The 19,074-nt window shown below is 69.3% G+C and carries 19 protein-coding genes; 6 read left to right on the top strand and 13 right to left on the bottom strand.

All coding sequences use genetic code 11. The features are described from left to right. The first annotated feature begins 59 nt into the window (after nucleotides 1–59). Nucleotides 60–1,250 carry a UDP-galactopyranose mutase gene (gene glf, locus BLT23_RS36880; protein ID WP_090059413.1) on the top strand — a complete coding sequence of 397 codons (1,191 nt, stop codon included), beginning with the start codon at nucleotides 60–62 and terminating at the stop codon, nucleotides 1,248–1,250. 54 nt (nucleotides 1,251–1,304) lie between these two features. Here the strand turns inward: glf and BLT23_RS36875 are convergent, their stop codons facing one another. The 8 genes from BLT23_RS36875 to BLT23_RS36840 all read right to left on the bottom strand — a co-directional run bounded on the left by BLT23_RS36875 (nucleotide 1,305) and on the right by BLT23_RS36840 (nucleotide 8,389). Beyond that, the gene (locus BLT23_RS36875; RefSeq protein WP_090059585.1) at nucleotides 1,305–2,087 is read right to left on the bottom strand and encodes a carbohydrate ABC transporter permease; all 783 of its coding nucleotides are present in this window, start codon (nucleotides 2,085–2,087) and stop codon (nucleotides 1,305–1,307) included. A gap of 26 nt (nucleotides 2,088–2,113) precedes the next feature. Continuing rightward, nucleotides 2,114–2,992 (bottom strand): carbohydrate ABC transporter permease, encoded by an 879-nt coding sequence (locus BLT23_RS36870; RefSeq protein ID WP_090059410.1) that lies wholly within the window; start codon nucleotides 2,990–2,992, stop codon nucleotides 2,114–2,116. After that, nucleotides 2,989–4,218, bottom strand: a complete 1,230-nt coding sequence (locus BLT23_RS36865) for an ABC transporter substrate-binding protein (protein ID WP_090059408.1) — start codon at nucleotides 4,216–4,218, stop codon at nucleotides 2,989–2,991. Before BLT23_RS36865 ends, BLT23_RS36870 begins: the two co-directional genes overlap by 4 nt. Nucleotides 4,219–4,294: 76 nt before the next feature. Further along, nucleotides 4,295–5,197 (bottom strand): galactofuranosyltransferase GlfT1, encoded by a 903-nt coding sequence (glfT1, locus tag BLT23_RS36860; protein WP_090059404.1) that lies wholly within the window; start codon nucleotides 5,195–5,197, stop codon nucleotides 4,295–4,297. A 3-nt stretch (nucleotides 5,198–5,200) separates the two neighbouring features. After that, complete coding sequence (gene wzt, locus BLT23_RS36855; protein ID WP_090059401.1) at nucleotides 5,201–6,019, bottom strand: galactan export ABC transporter ATP-binding subunit Wzt/RfbE; 819 nt, start codon at nucleotides 6,017–6,019, stop codon at nucleotides 5,201–5,203. 16 nt (nucleotides 6,020–6,035) lie between these two features. After that, complete coding sequence (gene wzm, locus BLT23_RS36850; protein ID WP_090059398.1) at nucleotides 6,036–6,947, bottom strand: galactan export ABC transporter permease subunit Wzm/RfbD; 912 nt, start codon at nucleotides 6,945–6,947, stop codon at nucleotides 6,036–6,038. Nucleotides 6,948–7,006: 59 nt separating this feature from the next. Beyond that, nucleotides 7,007–7,858, bottom strand: a complete 852-nt coding sequence (locus BLT23_RS36845; RefSeq protein WP_090059395.1) for a class I SAM-dependent methyltransferase — start codon at nucleotides 7,856–7,858, stop codon at nucleotides 7,007–7,009. Between the two features lie 57 nt (nucleotides 7,859–7,915). Then, nucleotides 7,916–8,389: a bacterial proteasome activator family protein gene (locus tag BLT23_RS36840; protein WP_218133991.1), complete on the bottom strand. Its 474-nt coding sequence runs from the start codon at nucleotides 8,387–8,389 to the stop codon at nucleotides 7,916–7,918. A gap of 90 nt (nucleotides 8,390–8,479) precedes the next feature. On the opposite strand from BLT23_RS36840, the gene BLT23_RS36835 reads away from it, so the two are divergent. Both BLT23_RS36835 and BLT23_RS36830 read left to right on the top strand, forming a co-directional pair. Continuing rightward, the gene (locus BLT23_RS36835) at nucleotides 8,480–9,679 is read left to right on the top strand and encodes a cysteine desulfurase-like protein (protein ID WP_090059391.1); all 1,200 of its coding nucleotides are present in this window, start codon (nucleotides 8,480–8,482) and stop codon (nucleotides 9,677–9,679) included. A 20-nt stretch (nucleotides 9,680–9,699) separates the two neighbouring features. Further along, on the top strand, nucleotides 9,700–10,344 hold the full coding sequence (locus BLT23_RS36830; RefSeq protein WP_090059389.1) for a class I SAM-dependent methyltransferase: 645 nt from the start codon (nucleotides 9,700–9,702) through the stop codon (nucleotides 10,342–10,344). Here the strand turns inward: BLT23_RS36830 and BLT23_RS36825 are convergent. Further along, entirely contained in the window at nucleotides 10,328–11,293 is a 966-nt protein-coding gene (locus tag BLT23_RS36825) for an NAD(P)H-quinone oxidoreductase (protein ID WP_090059582.1), read from the bottom strand. The two genes, BLT23_RS36830 and BLT23_RS36825, sit on opposite strands and share 17 nt — an antisense overlap. Before the next feature lie 45 nt (nucleotides 11,294–11,338). Here BLT23_RS36825 and BLT23_RS36820 point away from each other — a divergent pair, with 45 nt between their 5' ends. After that, nucleotides 11,339–11,971 (top strand): GNAT family N-acetyltransferase, encoded by a 633-nt coding sequence (locus tag BLT23_RS36820; protein WP_090059386.1) that lies wholly within the window; start codon nucleotides 11,339–11,341, stop codon nucleotides 11,969–11,971. Nucleotides 11,972–12,050: 79 nt separating this feature from the next. Next, a complete protein-coding gene (locus BLT23_RS36815; protein WP_090059383.1) occupies nucleotides 12,051–13,559 on the top strand; it encodes a M28 family metallopeptidase in 1,509 nt (502 codons plus the stop codon). A gap of 321 nt (nucleotides 13,560–13,880) precedes the next feature. Here the strand turns inward: BLT23_RS36815 and ypfJ are convergent, their stop codons facing one another. The 4 genes from ypfJ to BLT23_RS36795 form a co-directional block, all read right to left on the bottom strand. Further along, on the bottom strand, nucleotides 13,881–14,777 hold the full coding sequence (gene ypfJ, locus BLT23_RS36810; protein ID WP_090059380.1) for a KPN_02809 family neutral zinc metallopeptidase: 897 nt from the start codon (nucleotides 14,775–14,777) through the stop codon (nucleotides 13,881–13,883). A 586-nt stretch (nucleotides 14,778–15,363) separates the two neighbouring features. Next, the gene (locus BLT23_RS36805; protein ID WP_090059377.1) at nucleotides 15,364–16,101 is read right to left on the bottom strand and encodes a hypothetical protein; all 738 of its coding nucleotides are present in this window, start codon (nucleotides 16,099–16,101) and stop codon (nucleotides 15,364–15,366) included. 61 nt (nucleotides 16,102–16,162) lie between these two features. Beyond that, entirely contained in the window at nucleotides 16,163–16,726 is a 564-nt protein-coding gene (locus BLT23_RS36800; protein ID WP_090059374.1) for a hypothetical protein, read from the bottom strand. Between the two features lie 97 nt (nucleotides 16,727–16,823). Further along, nucleotides 16,824–18,539 carry a bifunctional metallophosphatase/5'-nucleotidase gene (locus BLT23_RS36795; protein ID WP_090059372.1) on the bottom strand — a complete coding sequence of 572 codons (1,716 nt, stop codon included), beginning with the start codon at nucleotides 18,537–18,539 and terminating at the stop codon, nucleotides 16,824–16,826. Between the two features lie 173 nt (nucleotides 18,540–18,712). Here BLT23_RS36795 and BLT23_RS36790 point away from each other — a divergent pair. Beyond that, the coding region (locus tag BLT23_RS36790; RefSeq protein ID WP_090059579.1) for a MarR family winged helix-turn-helix transcriptional regulator at nucleotides 18,713–19,074 on the top strand (362 nt) is incomplete at its 3' end.

Here is a 19,074-nt window from a genome sequence, read left to right as displayed (position 1 = left end):
CAATTGCGCGCAGGGCCCCTCGGCGGATTCGCGCCGGGGGGTCCTTGTAATCTGCGGGCGTGAATCTCGCGGGTTATGACCTGATTGTCGTCGGATCCGGTTTCTACGGCCTCACCGTCGCCGAACGCGCCGCCAGCACACTCGACAAGCGCGTGCTGGTGATCGAGCGACGTGACCACATCGGCGGGAACGCCTACTCCGAGATGGAGCCGGAGACCGGCATCGAGGTGCACCGCTACGGCGCGCACCTGTTCCACACGTCCAACAAGCGCGTGTGGGACTACGTCAACCAGTTCACCGAGTTCACCGGCTACCAGCACCGCGTGTTCGCCATGCACGACGGCCAGGCGTACCAGTTCCCGATGGGCCTGGGCCTGCTGTCGCAGTTCCTCGGCCGCTACATGTCGCCGGAGGACGCCAAGGCGTGGGTGGCCGAGCAGGCTTCCGAGATCGACTCGAAGGATGCCAAGAACCTCGAGGAGAAGGCGATCTCGCTGGTCGGCCGTCCCCTGTACGAGGCGTTCATCAGGGACTACACCGCCAAGCAGTGGCAGACCGACCCGAAGGAGCTGCCCGCGGCGGTCATCGCCCGCCTGCCGGTGCGCTACACCTTCGACAACCGCTACTTCAACGACACCTACGAGGGTCTGCCGAAGGACGGCTACACCGCGTGGCTGGAGAAGATGGCGGACCACCCGAACATCGACGTGCAGCTGTCCACGGACTTCTTCGACGTGCGTGAGCAGATCCCGGCGGGCGTGCCGGTCGTCTACACGGGCGCGCTGGACCGCTACTTCGACTACTCCGAGGGCCGGCTCGGCTGGCGCACGCTCGACTTCGAGCGGGAAGTCCTGCCGATCGGCGACTTCCAGGGCACGGCGGTCATGAACTACAACGACGCGGACGTCCCGTACACCCGCATCCACGAGTTCCGCCACTTCCACCCGGAGCGCGAGGAGTACCCGAAGGACAAGACGGTCATCGTCCGCGAGTTCTCCCGTGCGGCGGAGAACGACGACGAGCCGTACTACCCGATCAACACGCCCGAGGACCGCACCAAGCTGGAGCGCTACCGCGAGCTGGCGAAGGCGGAGGCCGCCGAGCGCAACGTGATCTTCGGTGGCCGGCTGGGCACCTACAAGTACCTCGACATGCACATGGCGATCGGCGCCGCGCTGACCGTGTTCGAGAACAAGATCGCGCCGTTCTTCACCGAGAGCACGCCGCTTTCGGGCTCGCTCGACGACTGATCTTTTCCGGCGGACGAGGGGCCCTGTCGTTTTTCGCGACGGGGCCCCTTTCGTTCATCCCTTGATGCCCGTTTCCGCGACTCCGCGGACGAGCAGCCGTTGCATTGCGACGAAAACGACGACGAGTGGTGAGATCGAGATCGCGGCGGCCAGGTAGAGCTGCACGACGTCGATCGACTGCGAGGTCAGGAACGTCGAAAGCGCCACTTGGACGGTCCACGAGTCCTGGTCCTGCGCGATCACCAGCGGCCACAGGAACTGGTTCCAGCTCGTCACGAACGCGATGACGCCGAGCGCCGCGAAGAACCCCTTCGAGTTCGGCACGACAATCCGCCAGTACGTGCCCCAGTGCCCGAGCCCGTCGATCCGCGCCGCCTCTTCCAGCTCGCGCGGGAAGTTCAGGAAGTACTGGCGGAACAGGAAAGCGGTGAACCCGCTGAACAGCCCCGGCACCACCAGCCCGCGCAGGTCGGACACCCAGCCGAGCGTGGAGACGACGACGAACGTCGGCACGAACGTGACCGCCGCCGGGATCATCAGCGTCGCGACGACGAGGTAGAGCACCACGTTGGCGTACCGGTAGGGGATGCGTGCGAGCCCGTAGCCCGCGAGCCCGCAGAGCAGCAGCTGTCCTGCCGTCTGCAACACCGCGACCACCAGCGAGTTGACCATGCTGCGGACGAGCGGCACAGCAGGGTTGGCGAGCAGCTCGGCGAAGTTCTCCCAGTGGACCTCCTCCGGCCAGAACGTCCAGGACGGCGCGGTGATCTCCTGCTCGGTCGCCAGGCCGTTGCGCAGCACGAGGTAGAACGGCACGAGGAACAGCACGGCCGCCACGGACAGCGCGAGGTACCGGAGGGCCTTCACCGCGTGATCACCCTGCCCTGCGCCAAGGTCACGCCCGCGATCAGCAGCGTCAGGAGCACCGCGCCCGCGCTGCCGTGCCCGAAGTCCTGCCCGCCCGAACCCAGCGCCGTGTAGTAGAGGTAGATCAACGGTGGCCGCGCGAACGGCGGGTAGCCGCGGTCGGTGCCCAGCACGTTGTAGAACTCGTCGAACGCCTGGTACGCCGCGATGAGCAGCAACAGCAGCACGGCCACCGACGTGGTGCGCAGCTGCGGCATCGTGATGTACCGCAACGTCTGCCAGCCGCGAGAAGCTCCGTCGATCCACGCGGCCTCGTAGAGGTGGCGCGGAATCCGTTGCAGCCCCGCGATGAACAGGATCATGTAGAACCCGAGCTGCAACCACAGCCGCAGCGTCACCAGCACGAGCCAGTACCAGGGCGGCGACGTCGAGACCGTCCACGCGACCGGTTCGGCGCCGAACCACCCCAGCACCGTGTTCGCGAGGCCGAACCGCACGCCGTTGAAGATCGACAGCTTCCACACCAGCGACGCCACGACGTAGGAGCACGCCGTCGGCAGGAAGAACACCGAGCGGAAGAACGCCTGCATGAAGCTGATCTGGTTCACCAGCAACGCGAGCGCGAGCGCCAGCACGAACGTCAGCGGCACGATGAACGCCGCGAACACGCTGAACGTGCCCAGGCTCGCGAGGAACGGCCGGTCCGTGAGCATGTCGGCGTAGTTGCGCAGTCCCACGAACTCGCTGGGCGTCACCGTGTTGCGTGCCTCGAAGAACGACAGCAGCACGCTCCACCCGATGGGCACGTAGACGAACACGAGCAGCCCCGCCGCGAACGGGCCGACGAACAGCCAGAACGCCCGCCCGTTCTTCATCCGTACAGGCGCTTCAGCTCGTCCCGCACCTTCTCCGCGGCGCCGCGCAGCTCCTGGTCGGCAGGCGCGCCATCACGCACGACCCGGGACACGGCGTCGTTGAACGCGGTGCGCATCACCGACGTCCAGTCGGGCGGGTTGGACGCCTTCGCGTTGTCCCGCACGAACTTCACCGCGTCGGCCGCCGGGCCGGTGGTCAGCTTCTCCGTCTTCCGCGCGAGGCTCTCCCGCGGCGGGATGTGGAAGCCGTAGCCCAGGTTGAAGTCCTCCTGGTAGTCGGTCCGCTCGACCCAGAGCCAGCGCACGAACTCCTTGGCCTCGTCGACCTTCTTCGACTTCGCGTTGACCATCGCCCCGAACGCGCCGACCGGCACGGAGGGTGCGCCGCCGTCGCCGAGCTTCGGGAACGGCAGCACGCCGAAGTCGTCGCCGAGCGCCTCCCGCACCGCCGGAACAGCCCACAGGCCGGTCCACTGCATGGCGACGAGCCCCTGCGTGAACGCGTCCGGCTCCGCCCAGTCCTTCACAGCCCCGAGCAGCAGGCCGCCGCCGGCGTAGAGGTCGCGGAGCTTGCCGATCGCCTGTGCCGCGAGGGGGTCGTCGAAGCCGACCTGGTGGTCGCGCACGTAGTCGAGGCCCGCCGACCACAGCGCGGGCCCGCCCAGGACACCGCCACCGCCGTCGTTGCCCGCGAAGAGCCCCTTCACGCCGTCGCGGGTGAGCCGCCGCGCCGCGTCGACCAGTTCGTCCACAGTGGACGGCGGCTGCACGCCGGCGGCGGCGAGCATGCTCTTGCGGTAGAAGAGCATCTGCATGTCGACGGCCTGCGGGATGCCGTAGACCTTCCCGTCGACCGTGTGCGTCTCCAGGATCGACCGCGTGAAGTCGCTCCGCGCGTCACCCAGGACGTCGTCGAGCGGCACGAGCTGGCCCGCGCGCACCGAGCTGACCTGCGTGGTGGACTCGAAGACGTCCGGCCCGCCGTCGGACAGCAGGCTCGTCGCGAGCTTGGAGTCGTAGTCGCCGGGGTTCCACTGCACGTCGACCGGAGTCTTGGAGTACGCCTGCGCGTACCGCTCCACGGCCTGCTGCACGCCCGGTTCGCCGTAGGCGTGGTACCACTGCTTGAGGGCCTGGGCGTCGCCACCTCTGCCGGTGTTCGACCCGCACGCGGCGAGCAACGCGCTCGCACCGGCCAGCGAAAGAAGTCTGCGTCGGGAGATCACCCGTCCCGTCTTACTCCGGACACGCCGCGTGCGCGAGCGATCACGGGAAGTGCGGGACGGGTGTCGCCCTATCGGATCACTTGCGGAAGAAGCGTTCCCGCTGGCCGAGACGCACGAGCTTGAGCCACTCGACGAACGCCTTCGGGTCGCGCTTCACCGCGAGGAAGTACAGGCCGAAGCGGAACACCTCCAGGGCGCCCAGCTTCCGCATGCCCGGCTGCGACAGCAGGTAGCCGCGGTTGCGGTAGGTGTAGTACCGCTTGACCGGGTTCTCCGGGTCCTGCGCGTGGAACTTGCCGCCCAGCATCGGCTTGAACTCGTCCGAGCCGTCCGGGTGCACGTAGGCGACCCGCAGCGACGTGCCGAACGGCAGGCCGGAGCGGACCATCCTGCGGTGGATCTCCACCTCGTCGCCGCGGAAGAACAGCCGGTAGTCCGGCACGCCCACCACGTCGAGCGTCGAGGCGCGGAACAGCGCGCCGTTGAACAGCGACGCGATGCCCGGCAGGAAGTCCGTGCCGAGGTCGGCGGCCGAACGCTTCCACGTGAGGCCGCGGCGCAACGGGAACGCCAGCTTGTCCGGGCTGTCGATGTTCGTGACGACGGGGGAGATCTCGGCGAGCTTGCGCCGCTCCGCCTCCTCCATCAGCACGGCCAGCACGTTCTCGTCGGCCGGGCGGCCGTCGTCGTCCGCGAGCCACACCCAGTCCGCGCCCAGCGAGAGCGCGTGCAGGATGCCCAGCGCGAACCCGCCGGCGCCACCGAGGTTGCGGTGCGACGGCAGGTACGTGGTGGGAAGCGGGCACTGCTCCACGAGGTCGTCGACGGGCTGGTCGGGGCCGTTGTCGACGACGACCAGGTGGTCGGGGACCCGTGTCTGGGTGGCCAGCGCCTTGAGCGACTCGGCGAGCAGCTCCCTGCGGTGGCGGGTCACCACCACCGCGACGACGGAGCCCTTGGGCAGTGCCTGGAGGTTCACGGTCTATTCGCCGCCATTTCCACTGAGGACGGGGGAGGAGTAGCCGAGCCTGGCCAGCTGTTCCGCGCTCATCCGCTCGAACGGGTCGTGACCCTTGTACTCGGTGAGCACCTCGCGCAGGCCGCCGTGCATCTTGACGCGGCCCTCGTCCATCCAGATCGCGCTGTCGCAGAAGTCGAGCAGCGTCTCGTCGGAGTGGTTCGCGAACACGAGCAGGCCGGACCGCTTCACGAGGTCCTTGAGGCGGTCGCGGGCCTTCGCCATGAACGCCGCGTCGACCGCGCCGATGCCCTCGTCGAGCAGCAGGATCTCCGGGTCGATGGAGGTGACGACGCCCAGCGCCAGGCGCACGCGCATACCGGTCGAGTACGTGCGCAGCGGCATCTGCAGGTAGTCGCCCAGCTCGGTGAACTCGGCGATGTCGTCGACCCGCTTCTCCATCTCCTTGCGGGTCATCCCGAGGAACAGGCCGCGGATCATGATGTTCTCGTACCCGGAGATCTCCGGGTCCATGCCGACGCCGAGGTCGAAGACCGGCGCGACCTTGCCGACGATCCGCTGGCTGCCGCGGGTCGGCTCGTAGATGCCCGCGAGCAGGCGCAGCAGCGTCGACTTGCCGGCGCCGTTGTGCCCGATCAGGCCGACGCGGTCGCCGTGCTTGAGCGACAGCGTGATGTCGTGCAGCGCCTCGATGATCGGGACGCGGCCCTCGGAGCCGATCTTGCCGCCGACCTTGCCGAGCGCGAGCTTCTTCAGCGACCTCGACTTCGCGTCGAAGATCGGGAAGTCGACGGACGCGTTCCAGACGTTGATGCTGACCATGGGGTGCCGACCTCCTCTAGACCCAGTAAGAGACGCGAGCGCGCCAGTTGCGCAGTGCGATGAGCGCGAGCGTCCAGCCGACGACGGTGAGGCCGCCGACGATCGCCCAGTGGTGCCAGTCGACGACGTGGCCGAGCAGGGGCGCCCTGACGACCTCGAGGTAGTGGTACACCGGGTTGAGCTCGGCGATGAGGACGCGCCAGCCACCGTCGCCGCCGCTGACCTTGTTGAGCACACCGGCGTGCCAGACGATCGGCGTCATGAAGAACACCAGGTTGATGAAGCTGTGCACGACCGGCGGGATGTCGCGGAACCTGGTGCTGATGATGCCGAAGAGCAGGGCGATCCAGACGCCGTTGATCGCGAGCAGCGCGAAACCGGGGACCGCGAGCAGGATCTCCCAGCCGACACCGGGCTTGGGCTCCGGGTCGTTGCCCATCATGTACTGCTGGCTCAGCGTCGTGAAGAAGATCGCCAGCACCGCGAAGTAGACGACGAGGTTGTGCAGGAAGAACAGCGTCTGCCGCCACACCAGTCGCAGCACGTGCACCGTGATCGGCGCCGGGAGGTGCTTGATGAGGCCCTCGTTGGCGATGAAGACCTCGGTGCCCTCGTTCACGCAGCCGAGGATGAACCCCCAGATGACGAAACCGACGGTGACGTAGGGCAGGAACGTCGAGATGCTCTCACCGAACAGCTGCGAGTACAGCAGGCCGAGGGCGAGCGCCGTGGTCCCCATCGAGATGGTGATCCACAGCGGCCCGATGACCGACCGGCGGTAGCGCTGCTTGATGTCCTGCCAGCCCAGATGGCCCCACAGCTCCCGGTGCTGCCAGGCCGTCTTGATGTCCTCGAAGGCGCGGGCGAACGTCCTGGAGTTCGCGGCAGGGGGTGCCTCGGGATGGTCGAGCGTACTGGTGGCTTGCACGAGGACTGAGCGTACCGGCGAGTTCACGGAGACCTCGCCCCCGGTCGGTCACGGGGAGGTCAACGTCCGGAATCGGCGGGAACGCCGGTGATCTTGACGATCACCTGCTCGTGGTCGGCCGAGTACCCTTCGTAGCTGAACCGGATTCCGGTCTCTTCCACGTACTCCATCCAGGCCCGGTACTCGTGGTCCCGCCAGCCCTGGTAGTTGAAGTACTCGTCGAACAGCACCACCGAACCGGCGCGCAGCCGCGGCCCCACGTGCTCCAGCACCGTCTTGGTGGAGGAGTAGAGGTCGCAGTCGACGTGCAGGAACGCGACGGGGCCCGCGTGCTCGGCGACGAAGCCCGGCAGCGTGTCGTCGAACCAGCCCGCGACCAGCTCGGCGCCCGGCACGTCCGGCAGCTGCTCGACGCCGAACGCGCCCGCCGAGAACCCGGTGCGCCAGTCCTCCGGCAGCCCGGTGAAGGAGTCGAACCCGTAGACCTCGCGGCCCTCGGAGGCACTGGCGATGATCTTCAGCGTGGTGCCGGTGTACACGCCGAACTCCAGCACCATGCCCTCCCCGTCCACCAGGCTCAGCGCGTGGTGCAGCGTGGCGTGCGGGTCGGGGAAGCTCGGCGCCGTGGGCATGTGCTCCAGCGCGAACCGGGCGCTGTCCGCAGCCGCGTCCCGTTCGGCCGCGAACAGCAGGTCCCTGCGCTCGCGGTGCTCGTAGTTCGCCGTCAGCTCCGCGATCCGGTCACCCTGGTAGCGCAGCGCCTCGTTGAGCTGGTGCTGGAGGTCGTCGATGCGCCCCTGCTGGATCTGGTGGTAGGGGCGGACCGCGTCCTCCACGGCTCGCACCAGCCGGTCGCGGAGGGCCTTGCGGAAGAAGCCGGGTTCCAGACTCCTGCGAACTTTGTCGAGCACGTTCGACTCCTCACACCACTTTCGGTAGTGGGCCGCATGCTAGGGCCCACGATCGGGTTAGAGGTACTGCCCGGTTCCTTTGGTTCCCGGTCCGCCGTCCTGGCCCTCGCCACTGCCCGCGGGCAGCGCGCGACCGCGCATGTGCTCCAGCTGGGAGCGTGCCGCCATCTGCTGCGCGAACAGGGCGGTCTGGATGCCGTGGAAGAGGCCCTCCAGCCAGCCGACCAGCTGGGCCTGCGCGATCCGCAGCTCCGCGTCGGACGGCGTGCCGTCCTCGGTGAACGGCAGCGACAGCCGCTCCAGCTCGTCGCGCAGCTCCGGCGCGAGCCCGTCCTCCAGCTCCTCGATCGACCGCTTGTGGATCTCCTTGAGGCGGTTGCGGCTCGCCTCGTCCAGGGGTGCCGCCCGCACCTCCTCCAGCAGCTGCTTGATCATCGTGCCGATCCGCATGACCTTCGCCGGCTGCTCGACCATCTCGGTGATGTCGCCGTCCTGGCCGCCGACGATTACGACTGGCTGCTCCTGTTTCATGTGTCCATCCTCGTTGTTCGCGTCACACCCCGGCCAGCCGGGTGGGGGCTGGCCGACACCGTGTTTGCGTTTGTACGTACGGTGTCACCCATGGCGTTCGACGTCGCACGGGTACGAGGGCTCTTCCCCGCGCTCGGCGACGGCTGGGTCCACCTCGACGCACCGGCCGGCATGCAGGTGCCGGAGCAGGTCGCCACCGCCGTCTCCACCGCGCTGCGCGCCCCGGTCTCCGGACCCGGTGGCATCTTCCCCGCCTCCCAACGCGCCCAGGGCATCGTGGACGCCGCCCGCAGGGCCGTCGCGGACCTCGTCGGAGCGGACCCCGCGGGTGTCGTGCTCGGCCCGTCCTCCGCCGTGCTGCTGCAACGGCTCGCCGACGCCATGACGGACGACTGGTTCATGGGCGACGAGGTGCTCGTGTCCCGGCTCGACCACCCGGCGAACATCGCGCCGTGGCTGCGCGCCACCCAGCGCACCGGCAGCGCCGTCAAGTGGGCCGAGATCGACATCGAGACCTGCGAGCTGCCCAGCTGGCAGTACGACGAGCTCGTCACCGACCGCACCAAGCTCATTGCCATCACCGCAGCGTCCGGCGTCGTCGGCACCCGCCCCGACCTGGCCAAGATCTCCGCCGTCGCCCGCGAGCACGGCGCGCTGATGGTGGTCGACGCGTCGGCGGCGGCCCCGTTCGTGCCGCTCGACATCGTTGGCATGGGCGCCGACGTGATCGCGCTGTCCGCCGGCCAGTGGGGCGGTCCGCCCGTCGGCGCGCTGGTGTTCCGCGACCCGGAGATGCTCGAACGGCTGCCGTCCGTCTCGGTGGACCCGGCTGCCCGCGGCCCGGAGAGGCTCGAGCTCGGCCCGCACGCGTACCCGATGCTCGCCGGGCTCGTTGCATCCGTCGAGTACCTGGCCGACCTGGACGACGCGGCGTCCGGAACGCGGCGGGAGCGGCTGCTCACGTCGCTGGGATCCGTGAAGGCCTACCAGGCCGGGCTGCTCGCCAACCTCATCAACGAACTGCGTTCGCTGCGGCACGTGATGGTGATCGGCGACGCCATGCGGCGTGTCCCGGCGCTGGCGTTCTCGATCGCCGGGGTGAAGGCGGAGGACGGTGTCGAGCACCTCGCGTCCCGCGGCGTGTGCGCGTTCGCCGACCCCGGCCAGTACGGCGTGTTCTCGGTGCTGGGCGTCGGCGAGATCGGCGGCGCCATCCGGATCGGGCTCGCGCACTACACGAACGCGGTCGAGATGGACGACCTGGTCAGGGCGGTGGCCGAGCTCGGCTGAGCGATGCGAGGAGAAGGTGCTTGGACGACGCGCTGGCCCGCGAGCTGGCCGACCTCTCGGCCCGCCAACGCCTCGGGTCGCTCGACACCGAGTACCTGCCCTGCCTCTCCGGCGACCTGCGTCCGTCGGCGCTCGTCGCGGTGATGGACGAGGTCGTGCTGGGCGCGCGGACGGTGCTGGTGGAACTGGGCTGCGGCTCCACGTCCGTCATGCTCGCCCGGCTGTTGCGGCAGCGCGGCTTCGGGCACCTGCTGTCCATCGAGCACGACGAGCGCATGGCCGCGTTCGTCGCCTCACAACTACGCCGCGAAGGTCTGGCAGCCGTCGCCCGCGTGGTGCACGCGCCGTTGTCGCGGCATCCGGCGGCCTTGTCCAGGCACGGCCAGTGGTACGCGCCGCAGCTCGTGCACGACGAGGTGCTCGGCTACGTCGACCGGTTCGGGCTGGTGGACCTGCTGCTGGTGGACGGGCCGGGGTTCGGCGACTCCCGCTACCCGGCGCTGCCCGTGCTGCGCGCCGTGCTGGCACCGGGCGCGACGGTGCTCGCCGACGACGCCGACCGCCCCGACGAGCAGGCCGTGCTGACGCGGTGGTCCGAGGAGTTCGGGCTGGAGTTCCGCACGACTCCCCGGACCGCGCTGGCCACGGCTACGGCTCTCGCCTGAGCAGCACCTTGCCGAAGACGGAGCCCTCGTCGACCAGCCGGTGCGCCCGCGCGGCGTCGGACATGGGCACGACCTCGCCGACGACCGGCCGCACCGCACCGCTGCCGACCAGCGGCCACAGCCGCTCGCGGACCTGCGCGACGATCGCGCCCTTGCTCTCGACCGACCGGCCGCGCAGCCCCGTCGCCATCACCATCGCCCGCTTGGCGAGCAGCTTGCCGATCGGCAGCTCGCCCTTCACGCCGCCCTGCATGCCGATGATCATCAACCGGCCGTCCTGGGCGAGCACGTCGACGTTGCGGCCCAGGTAGGAGGCGCCCATGTTGTCGAGCACGACGTCGGCGCTCTTCACCTCGGCCACGAAGTCCTGCGTCTTGTAGTTGACCGTGATGTCCGCGCCCAGCTCCGCGCACTTCGCGAGCCGTTCGTCCGACCCCGCCGTGACCGCGACCGTCGCGCCGAGCGCCTTCGCGACCTGGATCGCGTGCGTGCCGATGCCACCCGCGCCACCGTGCACGAGGAACGTCTCGCCGCTCGTGAGGCGTCCGTCCATCACGACGTTCGACCACACCGTGCACGCGACCTCGGGCAGCGCGGCGGCCGTGACGAGGTCCACGCCCTCCGGCAGCGGCAGCACCTGCGGCGCCGGGACCACGACCTTCTCCGCGTACCCGCCACCGGCGAGCAGCGCGCACACCTCGTCGCCGGCGCTCCAGCCCGTGACGCCCTCGCCGACCTGCGCGACCGTGCCGGAGCACTCCAGCCCGATGATGTCGGAGGCGCCCTTCGGCGGCGGGTAGAAACCCTGCCGCTGCAACAGGTCCGCGCGGTTCACCGCGCTCGCCGCCACGTCGATCAGCACCTCGCCGGGACCGGGGACCGGGTCGGGGACCTCGGTCCACTCGAGCACGTCGGGGCCGCCGGGTTCGCGAACAGTGATGGCACGCATGAGACCGAACGTAATACCGTTCGACAGGCCCGGCACCATCGGAGCATGACCGCCTGGCCTCTCCGTCACCTCGTCCTCCGCACCCCGCGCCTCGAACTGCGTCCCGACGACGACGAGGGCCTGTTCGAGCTCGCCGAGCTGGCGAAGGCAGGCGTGCACGACCCGGCGGAGATGCCGTTCTACGTCCCGTGGACCGACACCCTGGCCGACGACGGCGGCATGGGCATGGTCCAGCACTTCTGGGGCCAGCGCGCCAAGCTGGCCGCCAAGGACTGGGCCATCAGCCTCATCGCCCGGCACGAGGGCACCGCGATCGGCGTGCAGGAGATCGGCGCACGCGACTTCGGCGTGCTGCGAGAGGTGAACACCGGCTCGTGGATCGGCCTCGCGCACCAGGGCAGGGGCTTCGGCACCGAGATGCGGGTCGCCGTCCTGCAGTTCGCGTTCGACCATCTGGGAGCGGCCATCGCTCGTTCGGCGGCTTGGCAGGGCAACCACGCGTCCAACCGCGTCAGCGAGAAGCTCGGCTACGTCCACGACGGAACGCTCGCCGCCGCACCCCGCGGCGAACGCCTTGAGCACGTGCGACTCCGCCTGGACGCGGCGGACTTCGCGCGTCCGGAGTGGAACGTGGCCGTCGAGGGACTCGCGGAGAGTGTTCGACTGCTCACCAGCTGACATCCCGCCGACCGAAGGATTGTGGCACGGGTCTCCTCTTTGTTTGGGTGCAACAACCTCGAACGAAGGGGAACGTTCAATGTCCGGCAGAAACAAGCTGGCGACTGTCCTCGCCGTAACGGCGTTAGTCGCTGCCCCCACCGCCACCGCGTCCGCCGCACCTGGACCCGCCGGTCCCGCTCTCGCCAAGAACCTCGCCAAGAAGGTGACCGTCGAGGGCGTCAACCGGCACCTGATCGCGTTCCAGCGCCTGGCCGACCGCAACGGCGGCAACCGCGCCGCCCTGACCCCCGGCTACGACGCGAGCGTCGACTACGTGGCCGGCAAGCTCCGCGACCAGGGCTTCATCGTCACGACACCGACGTTCGACTTCGACGTCGCCGTCACCGACGCCGAGCTCGCCCGCGTGGACGGCGCCGACTACCAAGCGCTGATCATGAGCGAGTCACCGCAGACCCCGGTCGGCGGCATCACCGGCACGCTGCGCGTCGTCCCCGAGGACGGCACGCCCGGCTGCGAGGCCAGCGACTTCGCGGGCCAGGACTTCACCGGCTCCATCGCCCTCATCCGCCGCGGCGCCTGCACGTTCGAGCAGAAGCACCTCAACGCGGCCGCCGCGGGCGCCGTCGCCGTGCTGATCTCGAACAACGTCGCGGGCCCGCTGACCAACGTGACGCTGACCAACCCCGGCGTCGTCCCGACCGGCGGCGTCTCGCAGGCCGACGGCACCACCCTCGCCACCAAGGCGGGCTCCGCGATCACCGTCGACATGCGCTTCCACACCGAGACCCGCACCCAGCGCAACGTCATCGCGCAGACCCGCACGGGCCGCACGAACAACGTCGTCATGGCCGGCTCGCACCTCGACAGCGTCGAACTGGGCGCCGGCATCAACGACAACGGCTCCGGCTCCGCCGCCCTCCTGGAGACCGCGCTCCAGCTCGGCTCCCAGCCGAAGATCGACAACGCGATCCGCTTCGCGTGGTGGGGCGCCGAAGAGCGCGGCCTGATCGGCTCGACCGAGTACGTCCGCTCGCTGACGTTCGAACAGCAGCTCGACATCGCCCTGTACCTGAACTTCGACATGGTCGGCTCCCCGAACGCCGCGTACTTCATCTACGACGGCGACAACTCCGACGGCGTCGGAGCGGGCCCCGGCCCGTACGGCTCGGCCCAGATCGAAAAGGCGTTCGCCGACTACTTCGCGTCGAAGGGCGTCCCGACCGAGGGCACCGACTTCTCCGGCCGCTCGGACTACGGCGAGTTCATCGAGCAGGGCATCCCGGCAGGTGGCCTCTTCACCGGCGCCGAAGGTGTGAAGACCGAGGCCCAGGCGGCGAAGTGGGGCGGCACGGCGGGCATCGCCTACGACCCGTGCTACCACTCCGCGTGCGACAACCTCGGCAACATCGACCGGGTCGCGTTGGGCCGCAACGCCGGGGCCATCGCCTTTGTGACCGCCTCGTACGGCGTCTCCACCGAGGACGTCAACGGCGTGCCGCCGCGCTCCAAGCGGGCCGACGTCCGCAAGTCGGCGACGCTGATGAAGTCTGCCGCTCACGTTCACTCGCACGCGGCTGTCTCGTAGGTCGTTCGTGGCCTGGACGCGGGTGGCGTTCGCGTCACCCGCGTCGTCGGACGCGGGTGGTTGGCTCCGCGACTTCGTCGCGAGCGATCGGGGCCGGCTCCCGGCACGTTCGGTGGGCCGGGTTCGCTTTGCCCCGCGTCTGTCCCCCGCCAGGTCCATCCCGCCGCCCGTGCCCCGAGCTGACGCAGGGGTCCCCTCCCAGGGGACCCCTGCTTTTATTCTCCCAGGCAGGTCTGACAGTTTTCGGCGCTCAGCGGAAGGGCCGGGCCTCCGCAGTGCGGAGAACCGGCCCTCTCGCCACAGGTCAGGCTGGTGTGGGCCTCAGCCCAGGTTGTTCGTGTCGAAGGTGTTGCAGCGGGCCGGGTCGCCCGTCTGGAGACCAGTCGTGAACCACTTCTGCCGCTGCGCCGAGCTGCCGTGGCTGAACTTGGTCGTGTCGACCTGGCCGCCGCCGAGCTCGCGCTGGATGAAGTCGTCGCCGATGCGCGCCGCCGCGTCCAGGGCCGCCGCGACGTCCTCCTGGGTGATGTCGGTGATCAGCGGCTGGCCGTTGGCCGACGGGGTCGTCGTCGCGGCCTTGGCCCAGGCGCCCGCGTAGCAGTCGGCCTGCAGCTCCAGGCGCACCGAGTCGGAGGTGGGGCCGGTGCGGGAGCTGACCCGGTCGGACGTGCCCAGCAGGTTCTGGACGTGGTGGCCGTACTCGTGGGCCAGGACGTACGCCTCCACGAACGGGCCGCCGGTGGCGCCGAACTTGGTGCGCAGCTCGTTGAAGAAGTCGAGGTCGATGTACACCTGGGCGTCCGCGGGGCAGTAGAACGGGCCCACGGCGGAGGACGCGTTGCCGCAGCGGGTGCTCACGCTGTTGCGGAAGAAGTTGGTCTTGGTGACCTGGTAGGTGTTGCCGGAGCGGGCGAACTGGTCCTGCCAGAAGGCTTGGATCGAGTTGATCGTGGCCACGACGCGGCAGTCGCTGTCGCGGTTCGCGTCGGCTCCGGTCTTGCACTTCTCGGCCAGCTGGCCGGACTCGACCTGGGTGTTCGAGCCGAGGCCCTCCAGGCCGCCCGCGGGCAGGCTGACCCCGGTGAACTGCTGCACCAGGAAGTAGATGATCAGGCCGACCACGCCGAGACCGCCGCCGACTCCGGCGGCGCGGCCTCCCACGCCACGCTGGTCCGAAACCTGAGAGAGATCGAGTTCCGCGCCTTCGTTGAACTGCACCGCAATCCTCCTGTTAAGGACCCCATGGGTGCCGCAAACGATAAAGCACGAAACGTGCTTCGGTGCGGCGCCCGACGTCTGGGCACCGCACCGAAGCTTTCCCATGTGGTAGTGACGACTACGGCCCACGGAGGTTGGCGTGGTGCTCGGCCGATGGCGCCATGAGACGTCAGCGATGCCGAGCTCAACAGCGTCGAAGTGCGCCGAGCGACGCCGGACGGCGCCTGGGCACCCGAAACCCCGTGTCCGCCGCTACGCAGTCGCGACCGGACCGGTCACGTCCAGTCCACTCGCGGGGATGCGGCAGACCGCGTTTCGCCACAGCTAGGAGATACCTGCACAGCACCACCTACCCCTTCTGGGCGTGGCTCCCGGGTGGTCCGGTTCCTTCACCTTCCGGTCGCCAGCTCGTAATCGAGCATGCGCTTGATCGCCGCATTTCTCAACACCTGACAGCAAACCTGAATTGGTGAAGTCAACCGGGTGACCTGCGGAGATCGTCTGTGCGGACAGCAATCGCCCGGTGAGCGGGTGCTCACCGGGCGAATTGTTTGAAAATGATTCGGAAATGTCCGGAAGACGAGACTCAGCTGTTCGCGCGCCGGGCGCCGCGGCGTGCCATCACGCCCGCGGTCATCAGGCCGAGACCCACCAGCAGGAACTCGAGCGGCGCCGCGCCGGTCCGCGAGAGACCCGGGATCGCGACCACCTGCCGCGACGACTCGTCCGCCTTCTCACCGGTCTGCGGGACACCCGCGCCCGAGTCGTCCCCGGTGCTGCCGCCGCCGGAACCGTCGCCGCCGGGGTTCTGGCCGCCGGGCACCTCCGGCTGCGGCATCCCGGGCTCCTCCGGCTGCCCGGGCTCTTCCGGCTGCTCGGGCTGCTCCGGCTCTTCCGGCTGGGGGTCGCCCGTCGTGCCGCAGTCGCCGCTCGCGGTGCCGAGCACGGCCGCCGTGGTGCCGCAGACCGTCACCGGCGCGCCGACCGTGCCGTTGGGCTCCTCCGCCTTCGACTGGCCGCAGCTGCCGGTGCCGCCACCGGCGACGCCGACCGAGTTCCCGCACACCGTGACGGGCGCGGAGATCAGCACGTTGTCCGCCTGAGTGCGTGCGGCGGGCTTCTCCTCGCAGGTGGCGTCGCTCGTGCCGAGCACGTTGACCGCGTTCCCGCAGACCTTGACGGGGACGCTCAGCAGGTTGCCGACGCGGATCTCCTCGTCCACGTCGAGCGGGACCGGCACGGCCTGGGCCCACCCCGCGGTCGCGGCCATGAGACCGCCGGTCAGCAGGGCGGCGGACATCGTCCGGTTGAGGGTTTTGCGCATGACTGTGTTCTCCCTGGAAGTGAAGATGACGGATCCCTGTGCTGCTGCGGCGCGCACGGGATCAGTCGGGGGAGAACGTCGGTTCCTCCGCGCGCACGGTGCGCGGTGCGTCGAGCTGATCGATGCCGACGAGAGACGTCGTGGTGGTGGGCGGCCGCAGGACGTGCGGCAGCGTGCCCACCGGCAGCGGGGCGTTGTTCGCGGTCGCCCCGGCACCGCTCTGCGGGAGCGTGCCGGTGATCGGCTGCTCCGCCTGCGGTTGTGGCTGTGGTTCCTCGGGGTGAGTCGTCGTGACCGGTGGCGGTGGTGGCGCGACCTGCTGCGGTGCCGGTGTCTCGACGTGCACGGGCGCCTCGACGACAGGCGGTGCAGGTGTCGGCGCAGGAGGAGGTGGTTCGGGCGTCTCGGTGCGCGGGTCCGGTTCCGGCGGGACCGTCACGTCCGGCTCCGGCGGCACGAGACCCGTCTCGACCGCCACCCCGACGTCGAGCACAGGCAACGGGATCTCGACCTCGAACCGGTCGATCTCGACCTTGACGTCGGCGTTCGCCACGCCCGCGCCGCCCAGCAGCCAGGCGCCGGTCACCAGACCGGCGAGCAGCAGGAGCCGACGCAACCACGACATCGGCCCTCACCCTAGATCAAACGGAGCAACCGGACACGCGACAAGGCCATCCCGGCGACCGGAGCCGCCGAGATGGCCTTGTCACGAGCTGATCGGGTCAGGGGGTCATCGTGATGCGGTCCAGCGCCGGCGGAGCCTGGTTCGGGTGCGCCGCCAGGTAGGCGGAGAACGCGTCCAGGTCGATGCCGCCACCGGTGATGGCCGTGCCCTTGGTGAACTCGGTGAAGCCGTCACCGCCGCCCTGAAGGAAGCTGTTGATCGTCACGCGGTAGCTCGCGTTCGGGTCGAGCGGAGCGCCGTTGAGCACGACGTCCGAGACCCGCGAACCGAACGGCGCGGACGCCGACCACGTGTACTTGAGGCCGGAGGACGGCTGCAGCACGAACGTCCTGGCCTCGGTGAACTGCTGCTCCAGCACGGCCTTGATGTTCGCGCCGGTCAGCGTCACGGTCTGCAGGATGTTGCCGAACGGCTGCACGGTGAACGCCTCGCCGTAGGTGACGACACCGTCGCCCTCGCCCGCGGGCGAGCTGGCGTAGGTGAGGTCCGCGCGGACGCCGCCGGGGTTCATCAGCGCGAGCACCGCTCCGTTGCCCGAGGTGGCCGCGAGCTGCGAGTCCGCGATCAGGTTGCCGAGCTGCGACTCGCCGGCGGCGTTCTGCAGCTTCAGGATGTCCGCGCTGACCGTGCCGACCTGCTTGTTGGCGATCGGGGCCGACTTGGTCTTCGCCGTGTCGATCACGGCCTGGATGGCCGGGTCGGGCGTGACCGTGCGGGTGACGATCTTGTTCTCGGCCTTCGTCTCACCGCGGATGACGTCGCGCGTGCGACGGTCGATCTTCAGGTCGACGACGCTGAGCTCACGGCCGAACGCGAGACCCTCGATGAACGGCCGCGGGTTGCCGGCCGGGTCCTTGACCACGCAGTTGTAGTGCTGGTGGCTGTGGCCGGAGAAGACCGCGTCGATCTTCGGGCTGACGTTCGCCGCGATGTAGCTGCCGGGGTTCTCCGGGGCGATGTTGCACGCGTTGGGGCCGCCACCGGTCGAGGTGACCTGGTCCCCCTGGTGCACGAGCAGCACGATCGACTTCACGCCGAGCGCGTCGAGGAGGTTGGCGTACTTGTTGGCCGCCTTGACCTCGTCACCGAACGCGATCTCCTTGATGCCGTTCGGGTCGACCAGGATCGGCACGTCCTTCAGCGGCATGCCGATGAAGCCGATCGGGATCCCGTCGCGGATCTCCACCCAGAACGGCGGCAGAGCGGGCAGGCCCGTCTTGGCGTGCGTGACGTTCGCCCCGAGAATCGGGAAGTCGGCACCCTTGTACTTCTTGCCGAACTGGCAGCCGTCGACGGGGTGGCAGCCACCGTGCTGCATGCGCAGCAGCTCCCGGTACCCCTCGTCGAACTCGTGGTTGCCCGCCGCGGTCGCGTCCATCCCGACCTTGTTGAGCACCTCGATCGTCGGCTCGTCGTGGAACAACGCCGACACGATCGGCGAAGCGCCGATCATGTCGCCCTGCCCGACGATGATGGAGTTCTTGACCTCCTTGCGGAGGTTCTTGATGTGCGTGGCGTTGTACGCGGCGCCACCGGCGTCGACCGTGGAGCCGTCGGGCAGGATGACGCGCCCCGACGACCCGCTGGGAGGCTCGATGTTGCCGTGCAGGTCGTTGATGCCGATCAGGCGCACGTCGACCGTGCCCTGACCGCGCAGTGACTGGACATCGGCCTGGGCAGGCCCGGTGGCGCTGATGACAGAGGCCGCGGCGGCGGTGATCGCCAGAACGGATAGCCGTCTGAACGAACTCATGGGTGTAGAGCCTTTCGAAGGCGTCGTCGTGGGTTAACGCGCGTGTACGGCGGAGGAGTCTGCCTCCCGGAGCCGCCGTTTTCCAGAGGCATGACTGGATCGTCATCCGGCCGTCTAGCCTTGTTCCCGTGACACCAAGCGAGAAGGAGCCGCGCTGGCTGAACGCGGGCGAGATGCGCGCGTGGCGCACCTACGTGAGCGGGTCCTCCATGCTCATGGACCGCCTCCACCGCGAGCTCCAGGACACCCACGGCGTGTCCCTCGCGGACTACGAGATCCTGGTCCGCCTCTCCGAACAGCCGCACCGCCGCATGCGCATGACCCAGCTGGCCGAGGACGTGGCCTCCTCGAAGTCCCGCGTCTCCCACCAGGTGGCCCGCATGGAGAAGGCGGGCCTGGTGACCCGCCGCGAGTGCACCGAGGACGGCCGCGGCGTCCTCGCCGAACTGACCGAGAAGGGCATGGCCCAGCTGGAGGCGGCGGCCCCCACCCACCTGCGAGGAGTCCGCGCCCACATCGTCGACCTGCTGTCCCC

This window comes from Lentzea fradiae (genome assembly GCF_900100955.1).
Taxonomy (GTDB): Bacteria; Actinomycetota; Actinomycetes; order Mycobacteriales; family Pseudonocardiaceae; genus Lentzea; species Lentzea fradiae.
Note: the sequence above shows the minus strand (reverse complement) of the source record. Positions and strands in the feature narration are given on the sequence as shown.